At 52.4% G+C, this 21,225-nt stretch carries 18 protein-coding genes and 1 pseudogene; 8 read left to right on the top strand and 11 right to left on the bottom strand.

Going from position 1 to position 21,225, the window contains the following annotated elements; genetic code table 11:
* The first annotated feature begins 93 nt into the window (after positions 1 to 93).
* From rhlE to ybiB, 3 genes are all read left to right on the top strand, one after another.
* Positions 94 to 1,455: an ATP-dependent RNA helicase RhlE gene (gene rhlE, locus J4685_RS09825; protein ID WP_000007065.1), complete on the top strand. Its 1,362-nt coding sequence runs from the start codon at positions 94 to 96 to the stop codon at positions 1,453 to 1,455.
* A 206-nt stretch (positions 1,456 to 1,661) separates the two neighbouring features.
* The gene (dinG, locus tag J4685_RS09820; RefSeq protein ID WP_001218627.1) at positions 1,662 to 3,806 is read left to right on the top strand and encodes an ATP-dependent DNA helicase DinG; all 2,145 of its coding nucleotides are present in this window, start codon (positions 1,662 to 1,664) and stop codon (positions 3,804 to 3,806) included.
* Between the two features lie 29 nt (positions 3,807 to 3,835).
* The gene (ybiB, locus tag J4685_RS09815) at positions 3,836 to 4,810 is read left to right on the top strand and encodes a DNA-binding protein YbiB (RefSeq protein WP_000386496.1); all 975 of its coding nucleotides are present in this window, start codon (positions 3,836 to 3,838) and stop codon (positions 4,808 to 4,810) included.
* 155 nt (positions 4,811 to 4,965) lie between these two features.
* On the opposite strand, the gene ybiJ is transcribed toward ybiB, so the two are convergent.
* On the bottom strand, positions 4,966 to 5,226 hold the full coding sequence (ybiJ, locus tag J4685_RS09810) for a DUF1471 family protein YbiJ (protein WP_000849092.1): 261 nt from the start codon (positions 5,224 to 5,226) through the stop codon (positions 4,966 to 4,968).
* A gap of 284 nt (positions 5,227 to 5,510) precedes the next feature.
* Positions 5,511 to 5,777 carry a DksA/TraR family C4-type zinc finger protein gene (locus J4685_RS09805; RefSeq protein ID WP_000146332.1) on the bottom strand — a complete coding sequence of 89 codons (267 nt, stop codon included), beginning with the start codon at positions 5,775 to 5,777 and terminating at the stop codon, positions 5,511 to 5,513.
* A gap of 204 nt (positions 5,778 to 5,981) precedes the next feature.
* Between J4685_RS09805 and rlmF the strand changes: the two genes are divergently transcribed.
* A complete protein-coding gene (gene rlmF, locus J4685_RS09800; RefSeq protein ID WP_001275964.1) occupies positions 5,982 to 6,908 on the top strand; it encodes a 23S rRNA (adenine(1618)-N(6))-methyltransferase RlmF in 927 nt (308 codons plus the stop codon).
* On the opposite strand, the gene ybiO is transcribed toward rlmF, so the two are convergent.
* The 6 genes and pseudogenes from ybiO to rhtA all read right to left on the bottom strand — a co-directional run bounded on the left by ybiO (position 6,905) and on the right by rhtA (position 13,686).
* Positions 6,905 to 9,127, bottom strand: a complete 2,223-nt coding sequence (gene ybiO / locus J4685_RS09795; RefSeq protein ID WP_001267694.1) for a mechanosensitive channel protein — start codon at positions 9,125 to 9,127, stop codon at positions 6,905 to 6,907. The two genes, rlmF and ybiO, sit on opposite strands and share 4 nt — an antisense overlap.
* 118 nt (positions 9,128 to 9,245) lie before the next feature.
* Positions 9,246 to 9,968, bottom strand: a complete 723-nt coding sequence (gene glnQ, locus J4685_RS09790; RefSeq protein ID WP_000569093.1) for a glutamine ABC transporter ATP-binding protein GlnQ — start codon at positions 9,966 to 9,968, stop codon at positions 9,246 to 9,248.
* On the bottom strand, positions 9,965 to 10,624 hold the full coding sequence (glnP, locus tag J4685_RS09785) for a glutamine ABC transporter permease GlnP (protein WP_001159076.1): 660 nt from the start codon (positions 10,622 to 10,624) through the stop codon (positions 9,965 to 9,967). The genes glnQ and glnP overlap by 4 nt, the downstream gene beginning before the upstream one ends.
* A gap of 145 nt (positions 10,625 to 10,769) precedes the next feature.
* Entirely contained in the window at positions 10,770 to 11,516 is a 747-nt protein-coding gene (glnH, locus tag J4685_RS09780) for a glutamine ABC transporter substrate-binding protein GlnH (RefSeq protein WP_000838672.1), read from the bottom strand.
* Between the two features lie 476 nt (positions 11,517 to 11,992).
* Positions 11,993 to 12,496 (bottom strand): DNA starvation/stationary phase protection protein Dps, encoded by a 504-nt coding sequence (gene dps, locus J4685_RS09775; RefSeq protein ID WP_000100805.1) that lies wholly within the window; start codon positions 12,494 to 12,496, stop codon positions 11,993 to 11,995.
* 302 nt (positions 12,497 to 12,798) lie between these two features.
* Positions 12,799 to 13,686, bottom strand: a pseudogene (gene rhtA, locus J4685_RS09770) (threonine/homoserine exporter RhtA).
* A gap of 352 nt (positions 13,687 to 14,038) precedes the next feature.
* Between rhtA and ompX the strand changes: the two are divergent.
* The gene (gene ompX, locus J4685_RS09765) at positions 14,039 to 14,554 is read left to right on the top strand and encodes an outer membrane protein OmpX (protein ID WP_000716763.1); all 516 of its coding nucleotides are present in this window, start codon (positions 14,039 to 14,041) and stop codon (positions 14,552 to 14,554) included.
* A gap of 62 nt (positions 14,555 to 14,616) precedes the next feature.
* Here ompX and J4685_RS09760 read toward each other — a convergent pair whose 3' ends face one another.
* Positions 14,617 to 16,197, bottom strand: coding sequence for a phosphoethanolamine transferase (locus J4685_RS09760; RefSeq protein ID WP_001089316.1), 1,581 nt, complete (start codon positions 16,195 to 16,197; stop codon positions 14,617 to 14,619).
* 264 nt (positions 16,198 to 16,461) lie between these two features.
* Positions 16,462 to 16,590: a manganase accumulation protein MntS gene (gene mntS, locus J4685_RS09755; RefSeq protein ID WP_001001755.1), complete on the bottom strand. Its 129-nt coding sequence runs from the start codon at positions 16,588 to 16,590 to the stop codon at positions 16,462 to 16,464.
* Positions 16,591 to 16,775: 185 nt separating this feature from the next.
* Between mntS and mntR the strand changes: the two genes are divergently transcribed.
* Positions 16,776 to 17,249 (top strand): manganese-binding transcriptional regulator MntR, encoded by a 474-nt coding sequence (mntR, locus tag J4685_RS09750; RefSeq protein ID WP_000533542.1) that lies wholly within the window; start codon positions 16,776 to 16,778, stop codon positions 17,247 to 17,249.
* Positions 17,246 to 18,358: an anion transporter gene (locus J4685_RS09745; protein WP_001046514.1), complete on the top strand. Its 1,113-nt coding sequence runs from the start codon at positions 17,246 to 17,248 to the stop codon at positions 18,356 to 18,358. The genes mntR and J4685_RS09745 overlap by 4 nt, the downstream gene beginning before the upstream one ends.
* A gap of 43 nt (positions 18,359 to 18,401) precedes the next feature.
* Here the strand turns inward: J4685_RS09745 and ldtB are convergent, their stop codons facing one another.
* Positions 18,402 to 19,322: a L,D-transpeptidase gene (ldtB, locus tag J4685_RS09740; protein ID WP_001056406.1), complete on the bottom strand. Its 921-nt coding sequence runs from the start codon at positions 19,320 to 19,322 to the stop codon at positions 18,402 to 18,404.
* Positions 19,323 to 19,541: 219 nt separating this feature from the next.
* Between ldtB and J4685_RS09735 the strand changes: the two genes are divergently transcribed.
* Positions 19,542 to 21,137, top strand: coding sequence for an ABC-F family ATPase (locus J4685_RS09735; protein WP_000961482.1), 1,596 nt, complete (start codon positions 19,542 to 19,544; stop codon positions 21,135 to 21,137).
* Positions 21,138 to 21,225 lie beyond the last annotated feature (88 nt).

Below are 21,225 nucleotides of genomic sequence, written 5' to 3'. Positions count from 1 at the left end.
CGCCCCTTCATGACATTGTGGTTTTTGTCATTCCAAATTTGAGCATCTCCCTGAAAACTACACCGGTAACGGTCGGGGCGGTCCGGAGTAGTTATGTCTTTTGATTCCCTGGGATTAAACCCTGATATCCTGCGCGCCATTGCTGAGCAGGGTTACCGTGAACCTACCCCTATTCAGCAACAGGCGATTCCCGCCGTGCTGGAAGGCCGCGATCTGATGGCCAGCGCCCAGACCGGAACCGGTAAAACGGCGGGTTTTACCCTGCCATTATTGCAGCATCTGATTACCCATCAGCCGCACGCTAAAGGTCGTCGCCCGGTGCGCGCGTTGATCCTCACGCCAACCCGCGAGCTGGCGGCGCAAATTGGCGAAAACGTCAGAGATTACAGTAAATATCTCAACATTCGCTCGCTGGTGGTATTTGGCGGCGTAAGCATCAATCCGCAGATGATGAAACTGCGCGGCGGCGTGGATGTGCTGGTGGCGACGCCGGGACGTCTGCTCGACCTGGAACATCAAAATGCCGTGAAGCTGGATCAGATTGAGATTCTGGTACTGGATGAAGCCGACCGTATGCTGGATATGGGCTTCATTCACGACATTCGTCGCGTGCTGGCGAAACTGCCGGCGAAGCGTCAGAATCTGCTGTTCTCCGCCACGTTTTCCGACGACATCAAAGCGCTCGCCGAAAAGCTGTTGCGCAACCCGCTGGAAATCGAAGTGGCGCGCCGCAACACGGCCTCAGAGCAGGTGACGCAGCACGTGCACTTTGTCGATAAAAAACGCAAACGTGAACTGTTGTCGCAGATGATTGGCCAGGGCAACTGGCAGCAGGTGTTGGTCTTCACCCGCACCAAGCATGGCGCGAACCATCTGGCGGAACAGCTTAATAAAGACGGTATTCGCAGCGCGGCTATCCACGGTAATAAATCGCAGGGCGCACGTACCCGCGCGCTGGCCGATTTTAAATCCGGCGATATTCGCGTGCTGGTGGCGACGGATATTGCGGCGCGTGGTCTGGATATTGAAGAGCTGCCGCACGTGGTCAACTATGAACTGCCGAACGTGCCGGAAGATTATGTACACCGTATTGGCCGTACCGGTCGCGCGGCGGCAACTGGCGAGGCGCTGTCGCTGGTCTGTGTTGACGAGCATAAACTGTTGCGTGATATCGAAAAATTGCTGAAAAAAGAGATCCCACGCATTACGACGCCGGGCTATGAGCCGGACCCGTCGATTAAAGCGGAGCCGATTCAGAACGGTCGTCAGCAGCGCGGCGGCGGCGGTCGTGGACGCGGACAAAATCAGGGGGGAGCGGGGCGCAGTCAGCAGCCGCGACGTCAGGATAGCGGGGCGGCGAAGGCGAAACCAAAACCGCGCACAGGCGAGGGGAAACCCGCTGGCGACAAAGCACGTCCACCGCGTCGCCCGCGCAGAATCACGCCTGCCCAGTAAATTTTATCCGGCAACATGCCGGTGGCGCGACGCTTACCGGGCCTACGGACTATGCAAATACGTAGGCCGGGTAAGGTGCTTGCACCGCCATCCGGAAAAATACACATCGCGTTGCGAGCCGCCTTCCAGAACCGGCAAAAAAGGTACTTCCCGCCCCTGAAATGTGACACAATAGTGGCTGTTTATACAGTACTTCAGGTTTTCTCATGGCATTGACCGCTGCGCTGAAAGCGCAAATCGCCGCCTGGTATAAGGCGCTTCAGGATCAGATTCCCGACTTTATTCCCCGTGCGCCGCAGCGGCAGATGATTGCTGACGTCGCCAGAACGCTGGCCGGGGAAGAAGGGAGACATCTGGCTATTGAAGCGCCGACCGGCGTCGGGAAAACCCTCTCCTATCTTATTCCCGGTATCGCCATTGCCAGGGAAGAGCAAAAAACACTGGTGGTCAGTACTGCTAACGTGGCGTTACAGGATCAGATCTTTAGCAAAGATTTGCCGCTGTTACGAAAAATCATCCCCGATCTGCGCTTTACCGCCGCCTTTGGCCGCGGGCGTTACGTGTGTCCGCGAAACCTGGCGGCGCTTGCCAGTAGCGAGCCTACGCAGCAGGATCTGCTCGCCTTTCTTGATGACGAACTGACGCCTAACAACCAGGAAGAGCAAAAGCGTTGCGCCAGGCTGAAAGGGGATCTTGACGGTTACAAATGGGATGGTCTGCGGGATCATACCGACATTGCTATTGACGACGATCTGTGGCGGCGATTAAGTACCGATAAAGCCAGTTGTCTGAACCGCAACTGTCACTATTACCGCGAATGTCCATTCTTTGTCGCCCGACGTGAAATACAGGAAGCGGAAGTCGTGGTGGCGAATCACGCGCTGGTAATGGCGGCGATGGAAAGTGAAGCCGTACTGCCGGAACCAAAGCATCTGCTGTTGGTACTGGATGAAGGTCATCATCTGCCCGATGTCGCTCGCGATGCGCTGGAGATGAGCGCGGAAATTACCGCCTCCTGGTATCGCTTGCAACTGGACCTGTTCAGCAAACTGGTGGCGACCTGCATGGAGCAATTTCGCCCTAAAACCACGCCGCCGTTAGCGAATCCTGAGCGACTTAACGCCCATTGCGAGGAGGTGTACGAACTGATCGCCTCGCTCAATGCCATTCTTAATCTGTATATGCCCGCAGCGCAGGAGGCGGAGCACCGTTTTGCAATGGGCGAGTTGCCTGATGAGGTCATGGAAATCTGCCAGCGACTGGCGAAGCTGACCGAGACGCTGCGTGGGCTGGCGGAATCCTTTCTCAACGATCTCAGCGAAAAAACCGGGTCGCACGATATTATGCGTTTGCATCGGGTGATTTTACAGATGAACCGGGCGCTGGGAATGTTCGAGGCGCAAAGTAAATTATGGCGGCTGGCTTCGATGGCGCAGTCTTCAGGCGCGCCGGTGTCCAAATGGGCGACGCGTGAAATACGCGAAGGGCAACTCCACGTCTGGTTCCATTGTGTCGGTATCCGCGTCAGCGAGCAGTTGGAAAGATTGTTATGGTGCAGCGTACCGCACATTATTGTCACCTCGGCGACACTGCGCTCGCTCAATAGCTTTTCGCGCCTGCAGGAAATGAGCGGCTTAAAAGAAAAAGCCGGCGACCGCTTTGTGGCGCTGGATTCGCCGTTTAATCATGTGGAGCAGGGGAAACTGGTGATTCCTCAGATGCGCTACGAACCCACCATTGATAACGAAGAGCAGCATATTGCCGAAATGGCGGCCTATTTTCGTGAGCAACTGGAGAGCAAAAAACATCATGGTATGCTGGTACTGTTTGCCAGCGGGCGGGCGATGCAGCGTTTTCTGGAGCATGTCGCTGATGTGCGCTTACTCCTCCTGGTTCAGGGCGACCAGCCGCGTTACCGGCTGGTGGAGCTACACCGTAAACGGGTGGAGAGCGGCGAACGCAGCGTGCTGGTTGGGCTTCAGTCTTTTGCCGAAGGGCTGGATCTTAAAGGCGAGCTGCTGACGCAGGTCCATATCCATAAAATTGCCTTCCCGCCGATCGACAGCCCGGTCGTGATCACCGAAGGCGAATGGCTAAAAAGTCTGAATCGTTATCCGTTTGAGGTACAAAGTTTACCAAGCGCGTCTTTTAATTTAATTCAGCAGGTAGGGCGATTGATCCGTAGCCATGCCTGTCGGGGAGAAGTGGTCATTTATGATAAGCGTTTGTTGACCAAAAACTACGGACAGCGTTTACTGAATGCCTTACCTGTTTTTCCGATAGAGCAGCCTGCCGTGCCAGACGTTATAGTAAAACCAAAAGCAAAACCTGCACGCCGCCGACGGCGTTAATGCTGTGAGCACACTTCAAGGAGCTTTCAATGGATTATCGCAAGATCATCAAAGAGATCGGGCGAGGTAAAAATCACGCCCGCGATCTGGATCTGGATACCGCGCGCGGTTTGTATACCCGAATGCTGAATGGCGACGTCCCCGACCTGGAGATGGGCAGTATATTGATGGCGCTGCGTATTAAAGGCGAAGGCGAAGCCGAAATGCTGGGCTTTTATGAAGCCATGCAGAATCATACCATCAAACTGACACCGCCCGCAGATAGGCCGTTGCCGGTCGTTATTCCCAGCTATAACGGCGCGCGTAAACAGGCGAATTTAACGCCGTTGCTGGCTATCCTGCTGCATAAATTGGGCTTTCCAGTTGTAGTACACGGCGTCAGTGAAGATCCGACCCGCGTACTGACGGAAACTATATTTGAGCTGATGGGGATTGTGCCCACCCTACACGGCGGACAAGCGCAGGCCAAACTGGACGGGCGCCAGCCGGTGTTTATCCCGGTGAGCGCGCTCTGCCCGCCGCTGGAAAAACAACTGGCGATGCGCTGGCGGATGGGCGTGCGCAACAGCGCGCATTCACTGGCCAAGCTGGCGACGCCATTTGCTGAGGATGCCGCGCTGCGTTTATCAAGCGTTTCTCATCCTGAATATGTCCCGCGTGTGGCGACCTTTTTTAGCCGCATTGGCGGGCGGGCTTTGCTGATGCATGGTACCGAAGGCGAAGTCTATGCCAACCCGCAACGCTGTCCGCAAATCAGCCTGATTGATAGCCGTGGCGTGCAGGTACTGCATGAGCGTCAGAGCGACACGCACGACGAGCCGCTTTCACTGCCTGCGACTAAAGATCCTGAAATCACCGCGCGCTGGATTGAGCGCTGCCTTGCCGGCCACGAGCCGGTGCCGCAATCATTAAAAACGCAAATGGCCTGTTGTCTGGTTGCGACGGGAGAGGCGGCGACGTTAGAAGACGGGCTTGCGCGCGTCGAACAGGCTTTTAGCGAATAAAAAAAGCCCGTCCAGTGACGGACGGGCAAATAAGGGTAACAAACAGGGTTAATGAGGGTTGGAGCAGTGGGTCTGTTGGCAAACAGACGAGGGTAATACCCGTCAGAATTCAAACAACAGCGATGTTACAGCCTGAAATCTGGCGGGCAGGTAAATTATTTATAAATCACCGCAGTGCCGCTCATTTTGTCATTACCCACGGCGGAGGTGATGTTATAAGCGCTTGCGCCAGCAGCGGCGGCTTTTTCAGCCAGTTTAGCTTCCAGGCCATCCAGCGTGGTGGCGCCATCGGCAGACACTACGCCGATTTTATGCAGGTTTTGCGTCTGAGACGCGCTAACCGGTTCTGCGGCAAAAACGCCAAAAGAAAGGGTGGAAAGCGCGATGGCTGCAACAGCATATTTAATGGTTTTCATGATTAATCTCTCGCAGGTTATTCTGTTTATGGGATGATGTTCCGTCGATGTGATGAGTATCACGGTTTTTTGCGAAAGATAAAATCGAATAGAATTGACGGCCTTGCTCAAAATTTTTGAATGACAAATAACCTATTGATTATTAATTAATTCAACGGTGGAATTTACCGTTCTTGTCATCTGGCTTTACAGAGTCGAGGTTAACGGCACATTCTGCGACGCAGAACGCTAAAAAGCATGAGCGTAAAGGAATGGATGATACTGGCGGTTTTGGTAAAGAAAAGTCAGCGTAACTGGCTGTCTTTTGAACCTCTGCGATTATATCCTGAAAATGTTGCGTTATGTAAATCTTTCTCCTGCTGGCAGGATATGCATAACCGAACGCCCGGTACGGCTTTACGCCGCGCTTCAGGGATAGGGTCGCCGCAAGATTCGCATTCGTCGCGACTTTCGCCGTGGGGAAGTTCGCCGCGAGCGCGGGCAACGGCATCTTCAATGGTATTGTTGATTTGTTCATTCACTGCGTCGTCATTTGCCCAGCCGGATGCCATCACGCTCTCCTGATTTTAGGGTACCTGAGGTTAAGTGTAGCGCCGTCAGGTGAAAAAATCGCATCGCGCGATCTTTTCAGACCATGAGCAGAGCCAATGTCATTCAGATATCCGATCAAACGAGCGAGGCAGGGAATTCGCGGTGGTATATTTACCCCGTGGCGTTATACGGGTATCTTACGCCGCTGCTAAAAGGAGAATGCCATGTCCGCCCAGAAACCGGGGTTACACCCGCGCAACCGCCATCAACACCGTTATGATCTCGCCGCACTGTGTCAGACCACGCCGGAATTGACGTCCTTTCTTATCCGCACGCCCGCCGGTGAACAGAGCGTTGATTTTGCTAATCCGCAAGCGGTAAAAGCGCTCAATAAGGCATTGCTGGCGCATTTTTATGCCGTCACACACTGGGACATTCCGCCAGGGTTTTTATGTCCGCCGGTGCCTGGTCGTGCGGATTATATCCATCATCTGGCGGATCTGCTTGGCGAAACGACAGGGAGTATTCCGGCACAGGCAACTATTCTGGACGTGGGCGTGGGCGCGAATTGTATTTATCCGCTTATCGGCGTCCATGAATATGGCTGGCGATTTACCGGTAGTGAAGTCAGCGACGCAGCGATGTCCAGCGCGCAGGCTATCATTCAGGCTAATACGGGGTTAAGCCGCGCCATTCGTCTGCGTCGGCAAAAAGATCCGGCGGCCATTTTTACCGGTATTATTCATAAAAATGAATTTTATGACGCAACGCTTTGTAACCCGCCTTTTCACGACTCCGCCGCCGCAGCCCGCGCGGGCAGCGAGCGTAAGCGCCGCAATTTGGGGCAGAATAAAGATGATGCGCTGAACTTTGGCGGTCAACAGCAGGAGCTATGGTGCGAAGGCGGCGAAGTCGCCTTTATTAAAAAAATGATTGCTGAAAGCCAAACCTTCCGCCGTCAGGTGTTGTGGTTTACGACGTTGGTGTCGCGCGGCGAGAATTTACCACCGCTTTACCGGGCGTTGACGGAGGCTGGCGCGGTGAAAGTGGTGAAAAAAGAGATGGCCCAGGGGCAAAAGCAAAGCCGCTTTATCGCCTGGACCTTTATGGATGACGACCAGCGTCGCCGTTTTATCACCCGTAAACGCTAAATCGTCGGTTCGCGCGGCGGCAGTGAATCAGGCGGCGGGCCGCCGGCGGGGGCGGGCAGAACCTGATACGTTTGCACCGGCGCGCGAACATTGGCCAGATCAAAATGCTTTTTCACCTGGCTATCAAGGGCAAAACGCACCGTCCACTGCTTGAGCGGTAGCGTGGTGAACGACACGCGTAAAGTAAACGCCGTGTTCGTTAAACCGACAATACCGGCGAACGTGGGTTCGCCGATAATCAGCCCGCGAATATCCTCCGTCTCCATCAGCGCCGTTACCGCGTCTTTCAGCGCCTGATTCGCTTTATCCGCATCCTCATGGCGATCCACGTCATAGTTGGCGACAACAGAGCCGATACTGCGCACAAAGTTGGCGAAAGTGGTGATCGAGGACCACGGGATAATATGGTATGCCCCGGTATCCTGCCGCACGCCGACGGAACGAATCGACATTCTTTCGACCGTCCCCGTCAGCGGGCCTATGGTGACTAAGTCGCCGGTATTCATCCCGTTTTCAAACTGAATAAAAACGCCGGTAATAATATCTTTCACCAGGGTTTGCGAACCGAAAGAGATAGCCAGACCTAACGCCCCCGCGCCAGCCAGCAACGGCGCGATATTGACGCCGATTTCCGATAACACGATCATGATGGTTATGGTACTGATAATCACTGCCAGCGCATTGCGGAACAGCGTCAGCAGCGTGCGCGTGCGGGCGCTGGGTAGCGGGCGACCATGAATATCGGAGGCCAGGCGATTCTCAATCAGACTGGCGAGAATCGTCCATCCCACGGCGGAGAAGAATAAGATTAACGTGATACGGATGAGGATATCGACCATCTTTTCCCCCGCGCCATAATGTAGCCAGTGCCAGAAATCGAATAGCCCCCAGGCGTTGAGCAACAGCATAACGGCGACGCAGACGGTCAAAAAGCGTGCGACTTTTAGCGCCGAGGAGAGCCAGCCGTTAAGCCGCTTTTGTAATTCCGGGTAATTGCGCTGCGTATGGGGCGACAGGGTGATGGTTTTCGCTATCCAGCGGGTAAACATACCGGAGATAAACGCGGCGATGCCAATAATCGCCAGACTGCGCACGGTCGCGCCCATCATAAACTTCAGGCTATTGCCTGGGTCGAATAACGAGAAGAAAAACAGCACGATAAAGTAAGCGCTGGCCAGCCAGTGCCACACCAGCGCAAAGGCGCGGATAAACAGGCTAAAAAAGGCTAATGATCGTTCCGCCAGACTTAATAAATGTTGCGTAATCTCCGCTTTGTTTTTAAAGATCAGGTACAGCGCCCAGATGGTGATGCAGAGCATGATCGCCACGTTCGCCATCGCCCCGACCTGAACATTCACTTGGTTGGAAATAATCGGAACGGCAACAATCAGCCCGTAGCCAATCAAACTGCTAAGGGAACTCATACGGCGATTCCAGTAACGCGCTGTCGCATCCTGAATCGCGAATGGGCGTAATTCCGGTACATTAGGGCAAAAAATAAGCCGCAGAATCGCTTTAAAGAACTCTATCAGCGCGAAGGCATTCAGGAACAGGCTTTGCTGAAAAGCGATAGTTCGACTTCCGGCATGGAAATTATCACTGAGCATCTGACCGATAAATAAGGTGAGCGCCAGTAGCAGCAGGTCGATAATAAACGCGCCGGCGATCATCGCCGGGAGCTGTAACCAGTTGCTGCGTTCACGGTTTTTCTTGCGCGCCCACAGGCCCATTTTTCGATATAACGGCAGGGCGCAAAGCCGTATCACGCTATAAAAACCAAATACCGCGACGGCCAGAAATAAAAAGTGGGTTAACGCGTTGGTGAAGGTTTGCGAGTTAAACGGCTTGTGCGGCGCATCGGTGATGTTGCGATAAAGCTGGGCGAAACGGGTAGCGAAAGCATCGCCGTACTGACGGGTAACGATGGTGACGTTCTCCAGTACCGTTTTCTCATCTTTGGCCGCAGGCGGCGCAAGCGCTGGCGCTGGCTCGGTCGGCGGCGTGGTTGAGGCTTCGCGGAGTTGCGCTATCAATTCGTTACGTGAAGCCTCGTTCTCCAGTACGTCAGCCAGGGCCGCATAGGCCGCTTTTTTTTGTTCAGGACTGGGCTCTGGCGCTGCTTGCTGGCTGGTTGATGTCCCCGTGGTCACGCCGGGTATGGCGACCGCATGGGCAGGCGCGCCCAGTAGACAAAAAAGGATGAACAGGGTCCACCGCATGACTCCTCCAGTGAGAAAAGAGACGCAAAACACTAAGTATAGATGGCGCAGGGGAGGGAAAATGAAATGGGACTATTCCATGATGCCCTTCCTGCCGCAGGGCAGGAAGGGCGATATCTCAGGAGACGTGCTGTAAAAATTCCTGTAAACGTGGGCTTGGCGGGTTTTCGATCAACGCCTGCGGACTGCCATCTTCGGCAATACGGCCTTTATCGATGAAAATCAGCCGTGAGGCGACTTTTTCGGCAAAGCCGATTTCGTGAGTGACAATGACCATGGTCATGCCTTCTTCCGCCAGATCCTGCATGACTTTCAGCACTTCATGGCGCAGTTCAGGGTCCAGAGCGGAGGTTGGCTCGTCAAAGAGCATCATTTTCGGCTTCACGGCCAGCGCTCGGGCAATGGCGACGCGCTGTTGTTGACCTCCGGAAAGCTCGGAGGGGTAGTGGTGCGCCCGTTCCGCCAGTCCAACTTTCGCTAACAGAGCTTTCGCCTGTTTTTCCGCTTCTTCTTTCTTTACGCCGCGCACGCGCAGAGGACCGAACATCACGTTTTCGAGCGCGGTCAGATGCGGGAACAGATAAAACTGTTGAAACACCATGCCGGCTTCCTGGCGAATCAGCCGTTCGTCTACTTTCGGATCGTTGACTTTCAGACCATCGACAATCAGATCGCCGGAGGTGATCTCTTCCAGTTTATTGATACAGCGTAATAACGTGGATTTACCCGAACCGGAAGGGCCGATAATCACAACCACTTCGCCCTGACGGATGTTTAAATCAATGTTATGCAGCACCTGGGTGGGGCCAAAGTGCTTGGAGACGTTTTTAAATTCAATCACAGGATTTTCATCCTTCTTTCAAGACGACGCAAAATAAAGCTCAGCACCAGCGTAATGATCAAATAGAAGACGGCCACGGCGCTCCAGATTTCCAGGGCGCGAAAGTTACCGGCAATAATTTCCTGGCCCTGACGGGTCAGCTCGGCTACGCCGATAACAATAAACAACGAGGTGTCTTTGATGCTAATGATCCACTGGTTGCCCAGCGGCGGCAGCATACGGCGCAGAGCAAGCGGTAAAATAACATGGCGGATGGTTTCCCGGCGAGAAAGGCCCAGCGCCAGACCCGCTTCGCGAAAACCTTTGTGAATGGATAGTACTGCGCCGCGAGTAATTTCCGCGATATAAGCGCCGGAGTTAATCATAATTGTCACGACCGCTGCGCTGAACGGATCAATACGCAAATCATTAAATGCCATCGGCAGGGCAAAGTAGATAAACATGACCTGGACAACGATAGGCGTGCCGCGAATAATTTCAATGAAAACCAGGGCGATGTGGTTAGCGAACCAGCCGCCAAACGTACGGGCAAAACCTGCCGCCAGTCCAATAACCAGGCCGCCAGCCAGACCGAGGACCGAGATCCACAGGGTCATTTTAGCGCCCTCAAGCAAAAGCGGAATGGCGGGCCAGATGGCGCTCCAGTCAAACTGCATATGTCGTTCCTGTTACCGTGGTGTAAATAGTCAAATGCTCTATCCGGCGCGGAAATGGCGTGAAAGTGTCTTATCCGTCACGGAAAAGAGCTGTAGGCCCGGTGAGCGTCCTCACTACCGGGTCACAAGCCAACATCAGGTCGTTTTATTTAGGTTCTGTACCGAACCATTTTTTGTAGATTTCGTTATAGGTGCCATTCTCACGCAGCGTTTTCAGCGCGCCGTTGACTTTCTCGCGCAGTTCATCGCTGCCTTTCGGGAAGGCAACTCCGTATTGCTGTGCTTCCAGCGATTCGCCTACCGCCTTGAACTGGCCGTTGCCTGCGGTTTTGATAAAGTACAGGATGTTCGGCGTATCGTGCAGAACAGCGTCTGCGCGGTTGGTGCCTAATTCCATGTACGCGTTATTAATGTTCGGGAACTGACGCAGGTCTTTGGTTTTGATATTCGCTTTCGCGTAATCCACCGACCCGGTTCCGCTCTTCACGGCAACGACTTTGCCATCGAGGTCTTTAACGCTTTTAATATCGTTATTGTTGGCTTTAACCATCACGAGCAGACCGCTTTTGTAATAGCCATCGGAAAAGTCGATCGCTTTTTTACGTTCGTCCGTAATCGTAATACCCGCCAGCGCCAGATCGATATTTTTGGTTTGTAATGCCGGAATAATGCCGCTGAAATCCATCGGTTTCAGGGTGTAGTCCAGCTTCAGTTCTTTCGCGATAGCGTCCCACAGATCAACATCAAAACCGACGTATTTGTCGCCCTGTTTAAATTCAAACGGAACGAACGCCGTATCGGTTGCCACAACGAGTTTCTTATCCGCGGCGTGCGAAGACACCGCAAAAGCCAGGGTAAGTGCAGCCAGTGAAACTTTTAATAGAGACTTCATAGCATTTCCTTTTCTATCCACGGGGCGATCCCCTGCGAGAACATGTAGCATAATGAAAAAATCATGCCAATTATGTAACTCATTGTTTTAACAGAAGCGTGAATCATTTCTGTGCACAATAAGTCGGGCAAAACCAGTATGCCGCACCGTTTTGGGGCACTGATTTAGTGCATGAATAACAAAGTAGAGATGCAGGGTCTATTTAGCGTAAAAATTGTTGTTAAAACAATCTTTAATTAACGATTGTGTGATGTAATTATTACAAATAATTCACTTTTATCGAAGGGAAGTACAAGACATGTGCACTATTTAAGTGCAAAACCCCTGTGCCAGGCAGGGGTATAGGGATGACTTATATACCTGTGTACATCAAGTTGCAGGTGCGTTCGCTTCAGTGACCGACGGAAGTCAGGCTCCTGCGGATTCGCTGCGTTTGTACCTTCCTGCAACTCGAAGTATTCAGGGTAGAGATAGATTTATTCGATGTTGGATTCGATAAACCACAGGAATTTATCGAGGTCGCGTGATGCGGCGGTAAAGATATCGGCAGTGTCTTCATCTTTGGCTTCACCGATAGCTTTGCGAACATCATTAGCGACAACAGCGTAGCGATCGGCCAGTTCTTTTAAGTGATCCTGCACGTTATGGATGTCGAGCGGATAGCTTTTCAGTGGAGTTTTGCTGTTGATAACTTGCGTGGTGCCTAACGCTACACCGCCAAGCTGTACGGCGCGCTCGGCCATAGTATCCAGATGATCGGTCAGTGCGGTACGGAAGCCATCCAGCATCTCATGAACGGCAATAAAGTTAGCACCGCGCATGTTCCAGTGGGCCTGTTTCGTGATCAGCGACAGGTCAATGAACTGGATCACCTGACGATTAAGCAACTCAACCGTCGCTTTTTTATCGCTCTCTGATACATCGTTACGGGTATAAAGCAGATTAGACGCTTTTGTTTTTACCAGTTTAGCGGTACTCATAATCTCATATCCTCTTGATGTTTGTGTCCCAGGTAATTAACGAAAATAAGTATAGCACCGGTTTTTAACTTCGCTTTTTTGAATTTACCTATCACTTTAATAGTACAGACAAGATTTAATATTTATTTTGGTTATGAATCAATTGGTTAGATGAGTTTGTTGTTTGGTGGGTAATAATTCTCATTTTAATGTAAAAAATGAGAAAAAATATGACAAAAAATGACGAAGTAATAGCGCGATAATAAAAGGTGAATAACGAGGTGATATTCTGCATGATTATGCACATCATGCAGAATAAGAAACTATTTTACGTCAACTTGTTTAATTTGCGGTTCGCGGCGAATCGTTAGGGTAGAACCCATTGAGGCGGCAATGATGGCGCACAGGGCCAGGATTTGTATGCCCGTAAGCGTTTCGCCCAGAAAAATCATCCCGGAAACGGCGGCCAGCGCGGGTTCCATGCTCATCAGCGTACCGAAGGTGCGGGTTGGCAGACGCGTCAGCGCAATCATTTCCAGTGAATAAGGCAGCGCCGTAGAAAGCACAGCGACCGCTAACCCTAAGGGAAGAATCGACCAGTGTCATAGCGCATCGCCAGCCTGAACTGCGCCAATCGGCACGAAAATGATGGCGGCAATCAGCGAGCCTACCGCCACCGTGGCCGGACCATGTTCCGCGCCTGCTCGCTGGCCGGTAAGAATATAGACAGCCCAACAGGCACCAGCGCCGAGCGCTAACGCGGCCCCGGTAAGATCGACGTGAGACATATCTTGTCCTAATGGCAGCAGGAACCAGAGTCCAAGCACAGCCAGTACGACCCAAATAAAATCTACCGGACGCCGGGATGAAAACAGCGCGACCGCCAGAGGGCCGGTAAATTCCAGCGCGACCGCAATACCCAACGGCACCGTCTGAATCGACAGATAGAATAGATAGTTCATCCCGCCCAGCGACAGACCATAAAACAGTAAAGGCAGCCGCTGCTCTTTGGCAAAATGCAAACGCCAGGGTTTGAAAAAGGCGATAAGGATAAGCGTTCCCAACGCCAGACGAAGCGCCGTTACACCCGGCGCGCCGACAAGAGGAAATAACGATTTTGCCAGTGAAGCGCCACTCTGAATAGAGGACATGGCAATGAGCAAAACCAAAATGGGCAACCAGACTGGTAGTTTACGTGTTGACCCCGGCATCCTTTCTCCTGTCAAAAAATGTCAGTACGAGTAAAGGTGGCAGTGTAATGGAAATTCCCCGGAGCGGTTGAGGATTCGTTGAAAAAAATTTCCAGGATTCCATAAAATGAACTTAAATTGATGGATAAATAGACTGTTAGTTTAGGAATAATCTGGATGAATGTATCGCGCCACACGCGCATTATTGGTGCAATCAGCCGGAAAAATGATGTTAATTGAATAAGATAGCGCGTTATGGAAACGTTCTGTTACATGAAAGGCGCCCTTAGACACCGTGAATCGCAAAGAGTTTCCCATTAATTTTTGATATATTTAAAACTTAGGACTTACTTGAAGCACATTTGAGGTGGTTATGAAAAAAATTGCATGTCTTTCAGCACTGGCCGCTGTTCTGGCTTTTTCCGCAGGTACTGCAGTAGCTGCTACTTCTACCGTTACCGGTGGTTACGCTCAGAGCGACGCGCAGGGCGTAGCGAATAAAATGAGCGGTTTCAACCTGAAGTATCGTTACGAGCAGGACGACAACCCGCTGGGTGTAATCGGTTCCTTCACCTACACCGAAAAAGATCGTACTAACGGTGCGGGCGATTACAACAAAGGTCAGTACTACGGCATCACTGCCGGCCCGGCTTACCGTCTGAACGATTGGGCGAGCATCTACGGTGTAGTCGGTGTGGGTTACGGTAAATTCCAGACGACCGATTACCCAACCTACAAACATGACACCAGCGATTATGGCTTCTCCTATGGCGCTGGTCTGCAATTCAACCCGATGGAAAATGTTGCTCTGGACTTCTCTTACGAGCAGAGCCGTATTCGTAGCGTTGACGTTGGCACCTGGATTGCTGGCGTAGGTTACCGCTTCTAATCACGTCGGTGAAAATGAAAAATCCGCCTTTCGGGGCGGATTTTTTTTGCCTGAAACGTGCATTATTTTAGTGAAAAAATATCGCTGCCCAGATGGTTATAGTCCACTTTTTGTAATTTGAAATTGGTGATATAAACGGGCCCGGCTTTCTGCTCCGAAATAAATCGATAGCGATTTTTGATCTCTTTAGCGCTAATTCCTGTCCATTGCGAGAAAAAACTCAGGAAATCGTTCGCGGAACGGCGAGCTTTAATGATCCGATGCGCTTTACTGTCGCTGGATAGCACCATAAACGGCACCTGGAAGTTTTGCTGGAATTTGTCGTCATGCGCCAGGTACTGTACCGCTTTGCCGCGCTCTTTAAACGCCAGCCCGTGATCGGAGAAATAGACGAGCGAAAAACTGTCGCCGCTATGACGAAGCTGAGTATAGAGCTGACGGAGCAAATTGTCGGTTTGCGTCATGGTGTATAAATAACAAGACGTCTCTTTCGACTGGACAAACGTCGCGTATTTTCCCTGAGTACGGTCGCAGGCCTGGGGATGCGATCCCATTAAATGCAACACAATCAACTGCGGTTGCGTGCGTTCTGTCGCCAATACCTGCGCCGTCATGGTTAACAGCGCGTCGTCGCGAGTATTTTTATCCGCTTCAAAATCGCCGTTTTTCAGGAAATGCGCTTCATCGGCGCGTTTGGCGATACTGGCGATGGCCGTGTCGTATTCGCCGATTTGCCCCTGATTGGAAAACCACCATGTCTGAAAACCGGCGCGGTTAGCCAGCGTGACGAAGTTATCCTGATACTGCGGTTTGTTATCCACCACGCGATTGAGCGTTAAACCAAGCGATTTTTGCGTTGAGCCGCTGGCGGCGATGTAATCCATAAAGAAGTCGCCATTCACATGGCTGGCGAAGGGGGTATTATCCCAGTGGCCGCCGAAAGCGCCCATGGCATCCCGTCGCGCGCTTTCACCAATCACCACGACATAGATGTGATATCTGGGTTTCACCGCAGTAACCGTCCAGCTATCTTTTATGCCGGATAGCTGTGCCATACGGTGCTGCTCTTCAATGACTTCGTTGTTATTGACGATAACGTCTTTGGCGAAGCGAAAAACCGGATAGCCGGTATCAATAACCTTAAAAACGCCGCCCCACGCCAGATTTTGTACCGGCGCGACGAAAAATGCCGCGACGCTAATCAGCAGGCACAGGCTGTCGAGGCTATTCCAGCGCGGCTTGACCTCTTCTTTTCGGCGGCGAAGCGCAATAATACCCAGCGCAAAAATAAAAAGTCCGGTCAGGTAGCTATACCACGGGAAGATGGTCAGGATTTCGCTCGACTCTTCCATATTGGTGGAGTGCAGCGCCAGCAGCGTATTAAAGTTCGGCGCGCCGTAAGCCTGGCCAAAGGGAAAATAGCAAGCAGCTACCAGCGAACAGATGCCGAGCAGCGCTTTTTGTCCGCGGGGCAGGTAGCGCCAGAGCAACAGCAACAGGCAGGTAAACGCCGCGGTATAAAGCAGGCTAAAGGGGTAGCCGAGCGCGAGGTTAATCAGCAGCGACTGTAAAAAGTAGAGGCCCGCCCACGGGCTTACAGCCCGACGACGGGCCAGAAGTGAATCGATAAGGGTTGAATTCATATGCCACTATTGCAAAAACGCCATGTGCTAACCCTGGCGCGAAGGGTCATTACCTGCCTGATTATGCGTAAAAAAGGTATTGGGTTCGCAACGGCGAGTCGCAAAATATTCAGGGCTGCCAGAAGATAGAGCGTGCGGGTAAGAAGGTCAACCGCCGGAAAGAAAATGTTTTGCGAAGAGAATAGCAAAACCACAAAAAAACAGGGGAAATGGGCGCCATTTCCGTTGAGGATGCAAAATAAAGCGGCGTACCGCACCGCCGCCTTATTTCGTGGAAGGGTTATCCTGCTCCGGTTTGCCGTTGATCATATCGCACAACATAGAGAGCAGCATTAACCGGACTTTAAAGGGAGAGTGACTGAACACGCGTATACACCTCTTAAATTCGTTCATATAAACCTCCTGATGTTTCTATCCCATCGATCCGTGAGGGATGTCTGCATTATATACAGATATAGCACAGGCTATGTTTTATAGCTATTGCTAAAACGTTAATTTTTTGTGCCCGGACAACTCTGGTTTACAATGAGCGCTCTGTCAGCTGACGCGTTAACGCGTCACAGAAACGAGGAAGCAAAATGGGTCGTCGCGCAGGTACGCCAACAACAAAAAAAGTGACGCAATTGGTGAACGTAGAAGAACACGTTGAAGGATTTCGTCAGGTCAGAGAGGCGCATCGCCGTGAGTTGATAGACGACTACGTTGAGCTGATTTCCGATTTAATTATTGAGGTAGGGGAAGCGCGTCAGGTGGATATGGCGGCGCGGCTCGGCGTCTCCCAGCCGACTGTGGCCAAAATGCTTAAACGCCTGGCATCGTTAGGATTTATTCAAATGATCCCCTGGCGCGGCGTTTTTCTGACACCGGAAGGGGAGAAGCTGGCGCAGGAAAGCCGCGAGCGGCATCAAATTGTCGAAAATTTTTTACTGGTATTAGGCGTAAGCCCGGAAATCGCGCGTCGTGATGCGGAAGGGATGGAACACCATGTCAGCCAGGAGACATTGGATGCCTTTTTGGCCTTCACGCAACAGCATGGAACATCTGCAGAATGAATCTGGCCTTTTTACGGGCGCTGCGGCGTGACCGTTTTTTTCAGTTGTTGATCATTGTGGGGATGGCGTTAAGCCTGTTTGTTCCTTTTGCGCCTCGCGCCTGGCCTGGCGCGATTGACTGGCACACCATTATTACCCTCAGTGGGTTAATGTTGCTCACTAAAGGCGTTGAGCTGAGCGGCTATTTTGATGTGCTGGGACGCAAGATGACGCGCCGATTTCATACCGAGCGGCAACTGGCGATGTTCCTGGTGCTGGCTGCGGCGGCGCTGCCGACCTTTCTGACAAACGATGTCGCGCTGTTTATCGTTGTGCCGCTGACGATAACGTTGAAAAAACTGTGCGCGATTCCGGTCAACCGATTGATTATTTTTGAAGCGTTGGCTGTGAACGCCGGTTCGCTGCTGACGCCTGTCGGTAATCCGCAAAATATTCTGTTGTGGGGACGCTCCGGCTTAACCTTTGCTGAATTTAGCGGGCAAATGGCGCCGCTTGCCGTCATGATGATGCTAACGTTACTGCTCCTGTGCTGGTTTTGTTTTCCGGGTAGGGCGTTACAGTACCATACCGGTACGCGTTCGCCGCAGTGGCAGCCCCGTCTGGTGTGGAGTTGCCTGGGATTATATGTCGTTTTTCTTACCGCGCTGGAGCTCAGGCAAGAGTTATGGGGACTGGTGTTGGTGGCTGCTGGGTTTATTGTGCTGGCGCGCAGGGTGATAGTCAGCGTGGACTGGACGCTGCTGTTGGTATTTATGGCGATGTTTATTGATGTCCATCTACTAACGCAATTGCCGGCGTTGCAGGGCGTTTTCAACCAGGTTGGCGCACTGTCTCACCTGGGACTTTGGCTAACCGCTATCGGCTTGTCTCAGGTTATCAGTAATGTGCCCAGTACCATTCTCCTGCTGAACTATGTACCGGCCTCGACGCTGCTGGCGTGGGCGGTGAATATCGGCGGGTTTGGTCTGCTGCCGGGGTCGCTGGCAAATCTTATTGCTTTACGGATGGCGAACGATCGCCGAATCTGGTGGCGGTTTCATTTCTATTCGCTGCCGATGCTGGCATGGGCGGCGCTGGTGGGATATGGATTATTGCAACTGATGCCGTAAGAGAAGCCCGATAGTGTCTATCGGGCTTCGCAGGCAGAGTCTGTCAGTTCAGACGAACCGGCATCCCGGAACGATCCTGAACCGCCTGTTGTACGACGGTCTGATCAACGTCAGGCTCGTTGGTAACGGCCAGGATACTCTTATTAAGCGTGATCGGCACAGCTTCCTTACCTTCAAACTGCGCCTCCGTCGTTGACAGCGGGTTATGCACCTCAATGTAACGGCTACCGTCCGGCTCGGTGGTGGCTTTTACCGGTTCATCGATAAACTGCACGCGGGTACCGACCGGCACATTTTCAAACAGGAATTTGATATCGTCGTTGCGCAGACGCACGCAGCCGTGGCTCACGCGAAGCCCGATGCCGAAGTTGGCGTTGGTGCCGTGAATAGCATACAGGCGACCGATGTACAGCGCGTACAGGCCCATCGGGTTATCCGGGCCCGCAGGCACGACGGCAGGCAGCGGCTCGCCGGCGGCGCGATATTCAGTGTGCATTTTTGCCGTAGGCGTCCAGGTCGGACCGGCTTTTTTACGTTCAACTTTGGTCGTCCAGTTGATAGGCGTGTCTTTACCTAACTGACCGATCCCAATCGGCAGGACGATAACGGTGTTTGTGCCTTTCGGGTAGTAATAGAGGCGCATTTCCGCGCTATTAATGATAATGCCTTCGTGTACGGTATCCGGCAGGATCAGCTGCTGCGGAATATTCAGCACGGTACCGCCCTTCGGCAGGAAGGTATCCACGCCCGGGTTGGCTTCCAGCATGTTGGAGAGCCCCATCTGATACTCCGCGGCAAAATACTCCAGCGGCTGGGTATTGCCCTCCGGAACGGTGATGACCTGATTTTGCCCAATTAAACGGCTACCATCGGTAGGCAGCGGGTAAGTGACTGCTGAGGCTGTTTTACAAAAACCAACTACAGCGAAAGCCGCCGCGAAAAGCGTTGTTAATTTCATATTCATGTTATGCGAGATTCTGTGCCAAGCAGGCTAGTAGGTTGAGAATTCTGTCATGTTGGGAGCGCATTATAGGTGCATTCCAGTAAACAGGGAATTCAGATGTGTACGAAATCACGTTTTTTTCCCCTTACGGTTCAGTGTAGCCCTTTGTACAGGGCGCGATCTTATTTCAGACTTGTGGCATAATAAGCGGTTTGTCACATCTTTTTTCAGGATAAGCCTGTGTTAGTTTCCAGCAACGTTACCATGCAGTTCGGCAGTAAGCCGCTGTTCGAAAACATTTCCGTCAAATTTGGCGGCGGCAACCGTTACGGCCTGATCGGCGCCAACGGTAGCGGAAAGTCCACTTTTATGAAAATCCTCGGCGGCGACCTGGAGCCGACGCTGGGCAATGTTTCCCTCGATCCGAATGAGCGCATCGGTAAGCTGCGTCAGGACCAGTTCGCTTTTGAAACATTCACCGTACTTGATACTGTCATTATGGGGCATGGCGAACTGTGGGAAGTCAAGCAGGAGCGCGACCGTATCTACGCTTTGCCGGAAATGAGCGAAGAAGACGGCTATAAAGTCGCCGATCTGGAAGTAAAATACGGCGAGATGGACGGTTATTCCGCTGAGGCGCGCGCGGGCGAACTGCTGTTGGGGGTGGGCATCCCGCTGGAGCAGCATTACGGTCTGATGAGTGAAGTCGCGCCAGGCTGGAATTTGCGTGTGCTGCTGGCGCAGGCGTTATTCTCTAATCCGGACATCCTGTTGCTCGACGAACCGACCAACAACCTGGATATTGATACTATCCGTTGGCTGGAGCAGGTGCTGAACGAGCGCGATAGCACGATGATCATCATTTCGCACGACCGTCACTTCCTGAACATGGTTTGTACGCATATGGCGGATCTGGATTACGGCGACTTGCGCGTCTATCCGGGTAACTATGATGAGTATATGACGGCGGCGACCCAGGCGCGTGAACGTCTGTTGGCCGATAATGCGAAGAAAAAAGCGCAAATTGCCGAGCTGCAATCTTTTGTTAGCCGTTTTAGCGCCAATGCCTCTAAATCGCGTCAGGCAACGTCGCGCGCGCGGCAGATTGATAAAATCAAGCTGGAAGAGGTGAAAGCCTCCAGTCGTCAGAACCCGTTCATCCGTTTTGAGCAGGATAAAAAACTGTTCCGTAACGCTTTGGAAGTGGAAGCGTTGACGAAAGGTTTTGATAACGGTCCGCTGTTTAAAAATGTCAATTTGCTGCTCGAAGTCGGCGAGAAGCTGGCAGTACTCGGCACCAATGGCGTGGGTAAATCTACGCTGCTGAAGACGCTGGTTGGCGATCTGGACGCCGATCATGGCACCGTTAAATGGTCGGAAAACGCGCGTATTGGTTACTACGCGCAGGACCACGAATATGAATTCGAAAATGACCTGACGGTGTTTGAATGGATGAGTCAGTGGAAGCAGGAAGGCGACGACGAGCAGGCAGTGCGCAGTATTCTGGGCCGCCTGCTATTTAGCCAGGATGATATCAAAAAGCCTGCGAAAGTCCTCTCCGGTGGCGAGAAGGGCCGTATGCTGTTCGGCAAACTGATGATGCAAAAGCCGAATATCCTGATCATGGACGAACCGACTAACCACCTGGATATGGAGTCGATCGAATCGCTGAATATGGCGCTGGAGCTGTATCAGGGCACGCTGATCTTTGTTTCGCACGACCGTGAGTTCGTCAGCTCGCTGGCAACCCGCGTCATTGAAATTACGCCGGAGCGCGTGGTGGACTTCAGCGGCAACTACGACGATTATTTGCGTAGTAAAGGGATTGAAAGCTAAACACTGACGCCCGGTGGCGTTGTACTTACCGGGCCTACGTATCCTGGCGCGTAGGTTCGGTAAGACGGGTGCGCCCAGGTAAAGGGCA

The sequence above is a fragment of the Salmonella sp. 32100201201700099SM genome (genome assembly GCF_017572645.1).
GTDB lineage: Bacteria > Pseudomonadota > Gammaproteobacteria > Enterobacterales > Enterobacteriaceae > Salmonella > Salmonella enterica.
This window is presented reverse-complemented; position numbering and strand designations above follow the sequence as displayed.

Coding starts and splice junctions, on each gene's coding strand:
- J4685_RS09745 (WP_001046514.1), top strand. CDS start 17,246: ATGAATCTGGCCTTTTTACGGGCGCTGCGGCGTGACCGTTTTTTTCAG.
- mntR (WP_000533542.1), top strand. CDS start 16,776: ATGGGTCGTCGCGCAGGTACGCCAACAACAAAAAAAGTGACGCAATTG.
- dps (WP_000100805.1), bottom strand. CDS start 12,496: ATGAGTACCGCTAAACTGGTAAAAACAAAAGCGTCTAATCTGCTTTAT.
- rhlE (WP_000007065.1), top strand. CDS start 94: ATGTCTTTTGATTCCCTGGGATTAAACCCTGATATCCTGCGCGCCATT.
- J4685_RS09805 (WP_000146332.1), bottom strand. CDS start 5,777: ATGGCATCCGGCTGGGCAAATGACGACGCAGTGAATGAACAAATCAAC.
- ybiB (WP_000386496.1), top strand. CDS start 3,836: ATGGATTATCGCAAGATCATCAAAGAGATCGGGCGAGGTAAAAATCAC.
- ybiO (WP_001267694.1), bottom strand. CDS start 9,127: ATGCGGTGGACCCTGTTCATCCTTTTTTGTCTACTGGGCGCGCCTGCC.
- ldtB (WP_001056406.1), bottom strand. CDS start 19,322: ATGAATATGAAATTAACAACGCTTTTCGCGGCGGCTTTCGCTGTAGTT.
- mntS (WP_001001755.1), bottom strand. CDS start 16,590: ATGAACGAATTTAAGAGGTGTATACGCGTGTTCAGTCACTCTCCCTTT.
- ybiJ (WP_000849092.1), bottom strand. CDS start 5,226: ATGAAAACCATTAAATATGCTGTTGCAGCCATCGCGCTTTCCACCCTT.
- ompX (WP_000716763.1), top strand. CDS start 14,039: ATGAAAAAAATTGCATGTCTTTCAGCACTGGCCGCTGTTCTGGCTTTT.
- rlmF (WP_001275964.1), top strand. CDS start 5,982: ATGTCCGCCCAGAAACCGGGGTTACACCCGCGCAACCGCCATCAACAC.
- dinG (WP_001218627.1), top strand. CDS start 1,662: ATGGCATTGACCGCTGCGCTGAAAGCGCAAATCGCCGCCTGGTATAAG.
- glnP (WP_001159076.1), bottom strand. CDS start 10,624: ATGCAGTTTGACTGGAGCGCCATCTGGCCCGCCATTCCGCTTTTGCTT.
- glnH (WP_000838672.1), bottom strand. CDS start 11,516: ATGAAGTCTCTATTAAAAGTTTCACTGGCTGCACTTACCCTGGCTTTT.
- J4685_RS09760 (WP_001089316.1), bottom strand. CDS start 16,197: ATGAATTCAACCCTTATCGATTCACTTCTGGCCCGTCGTCGGGCTGTA.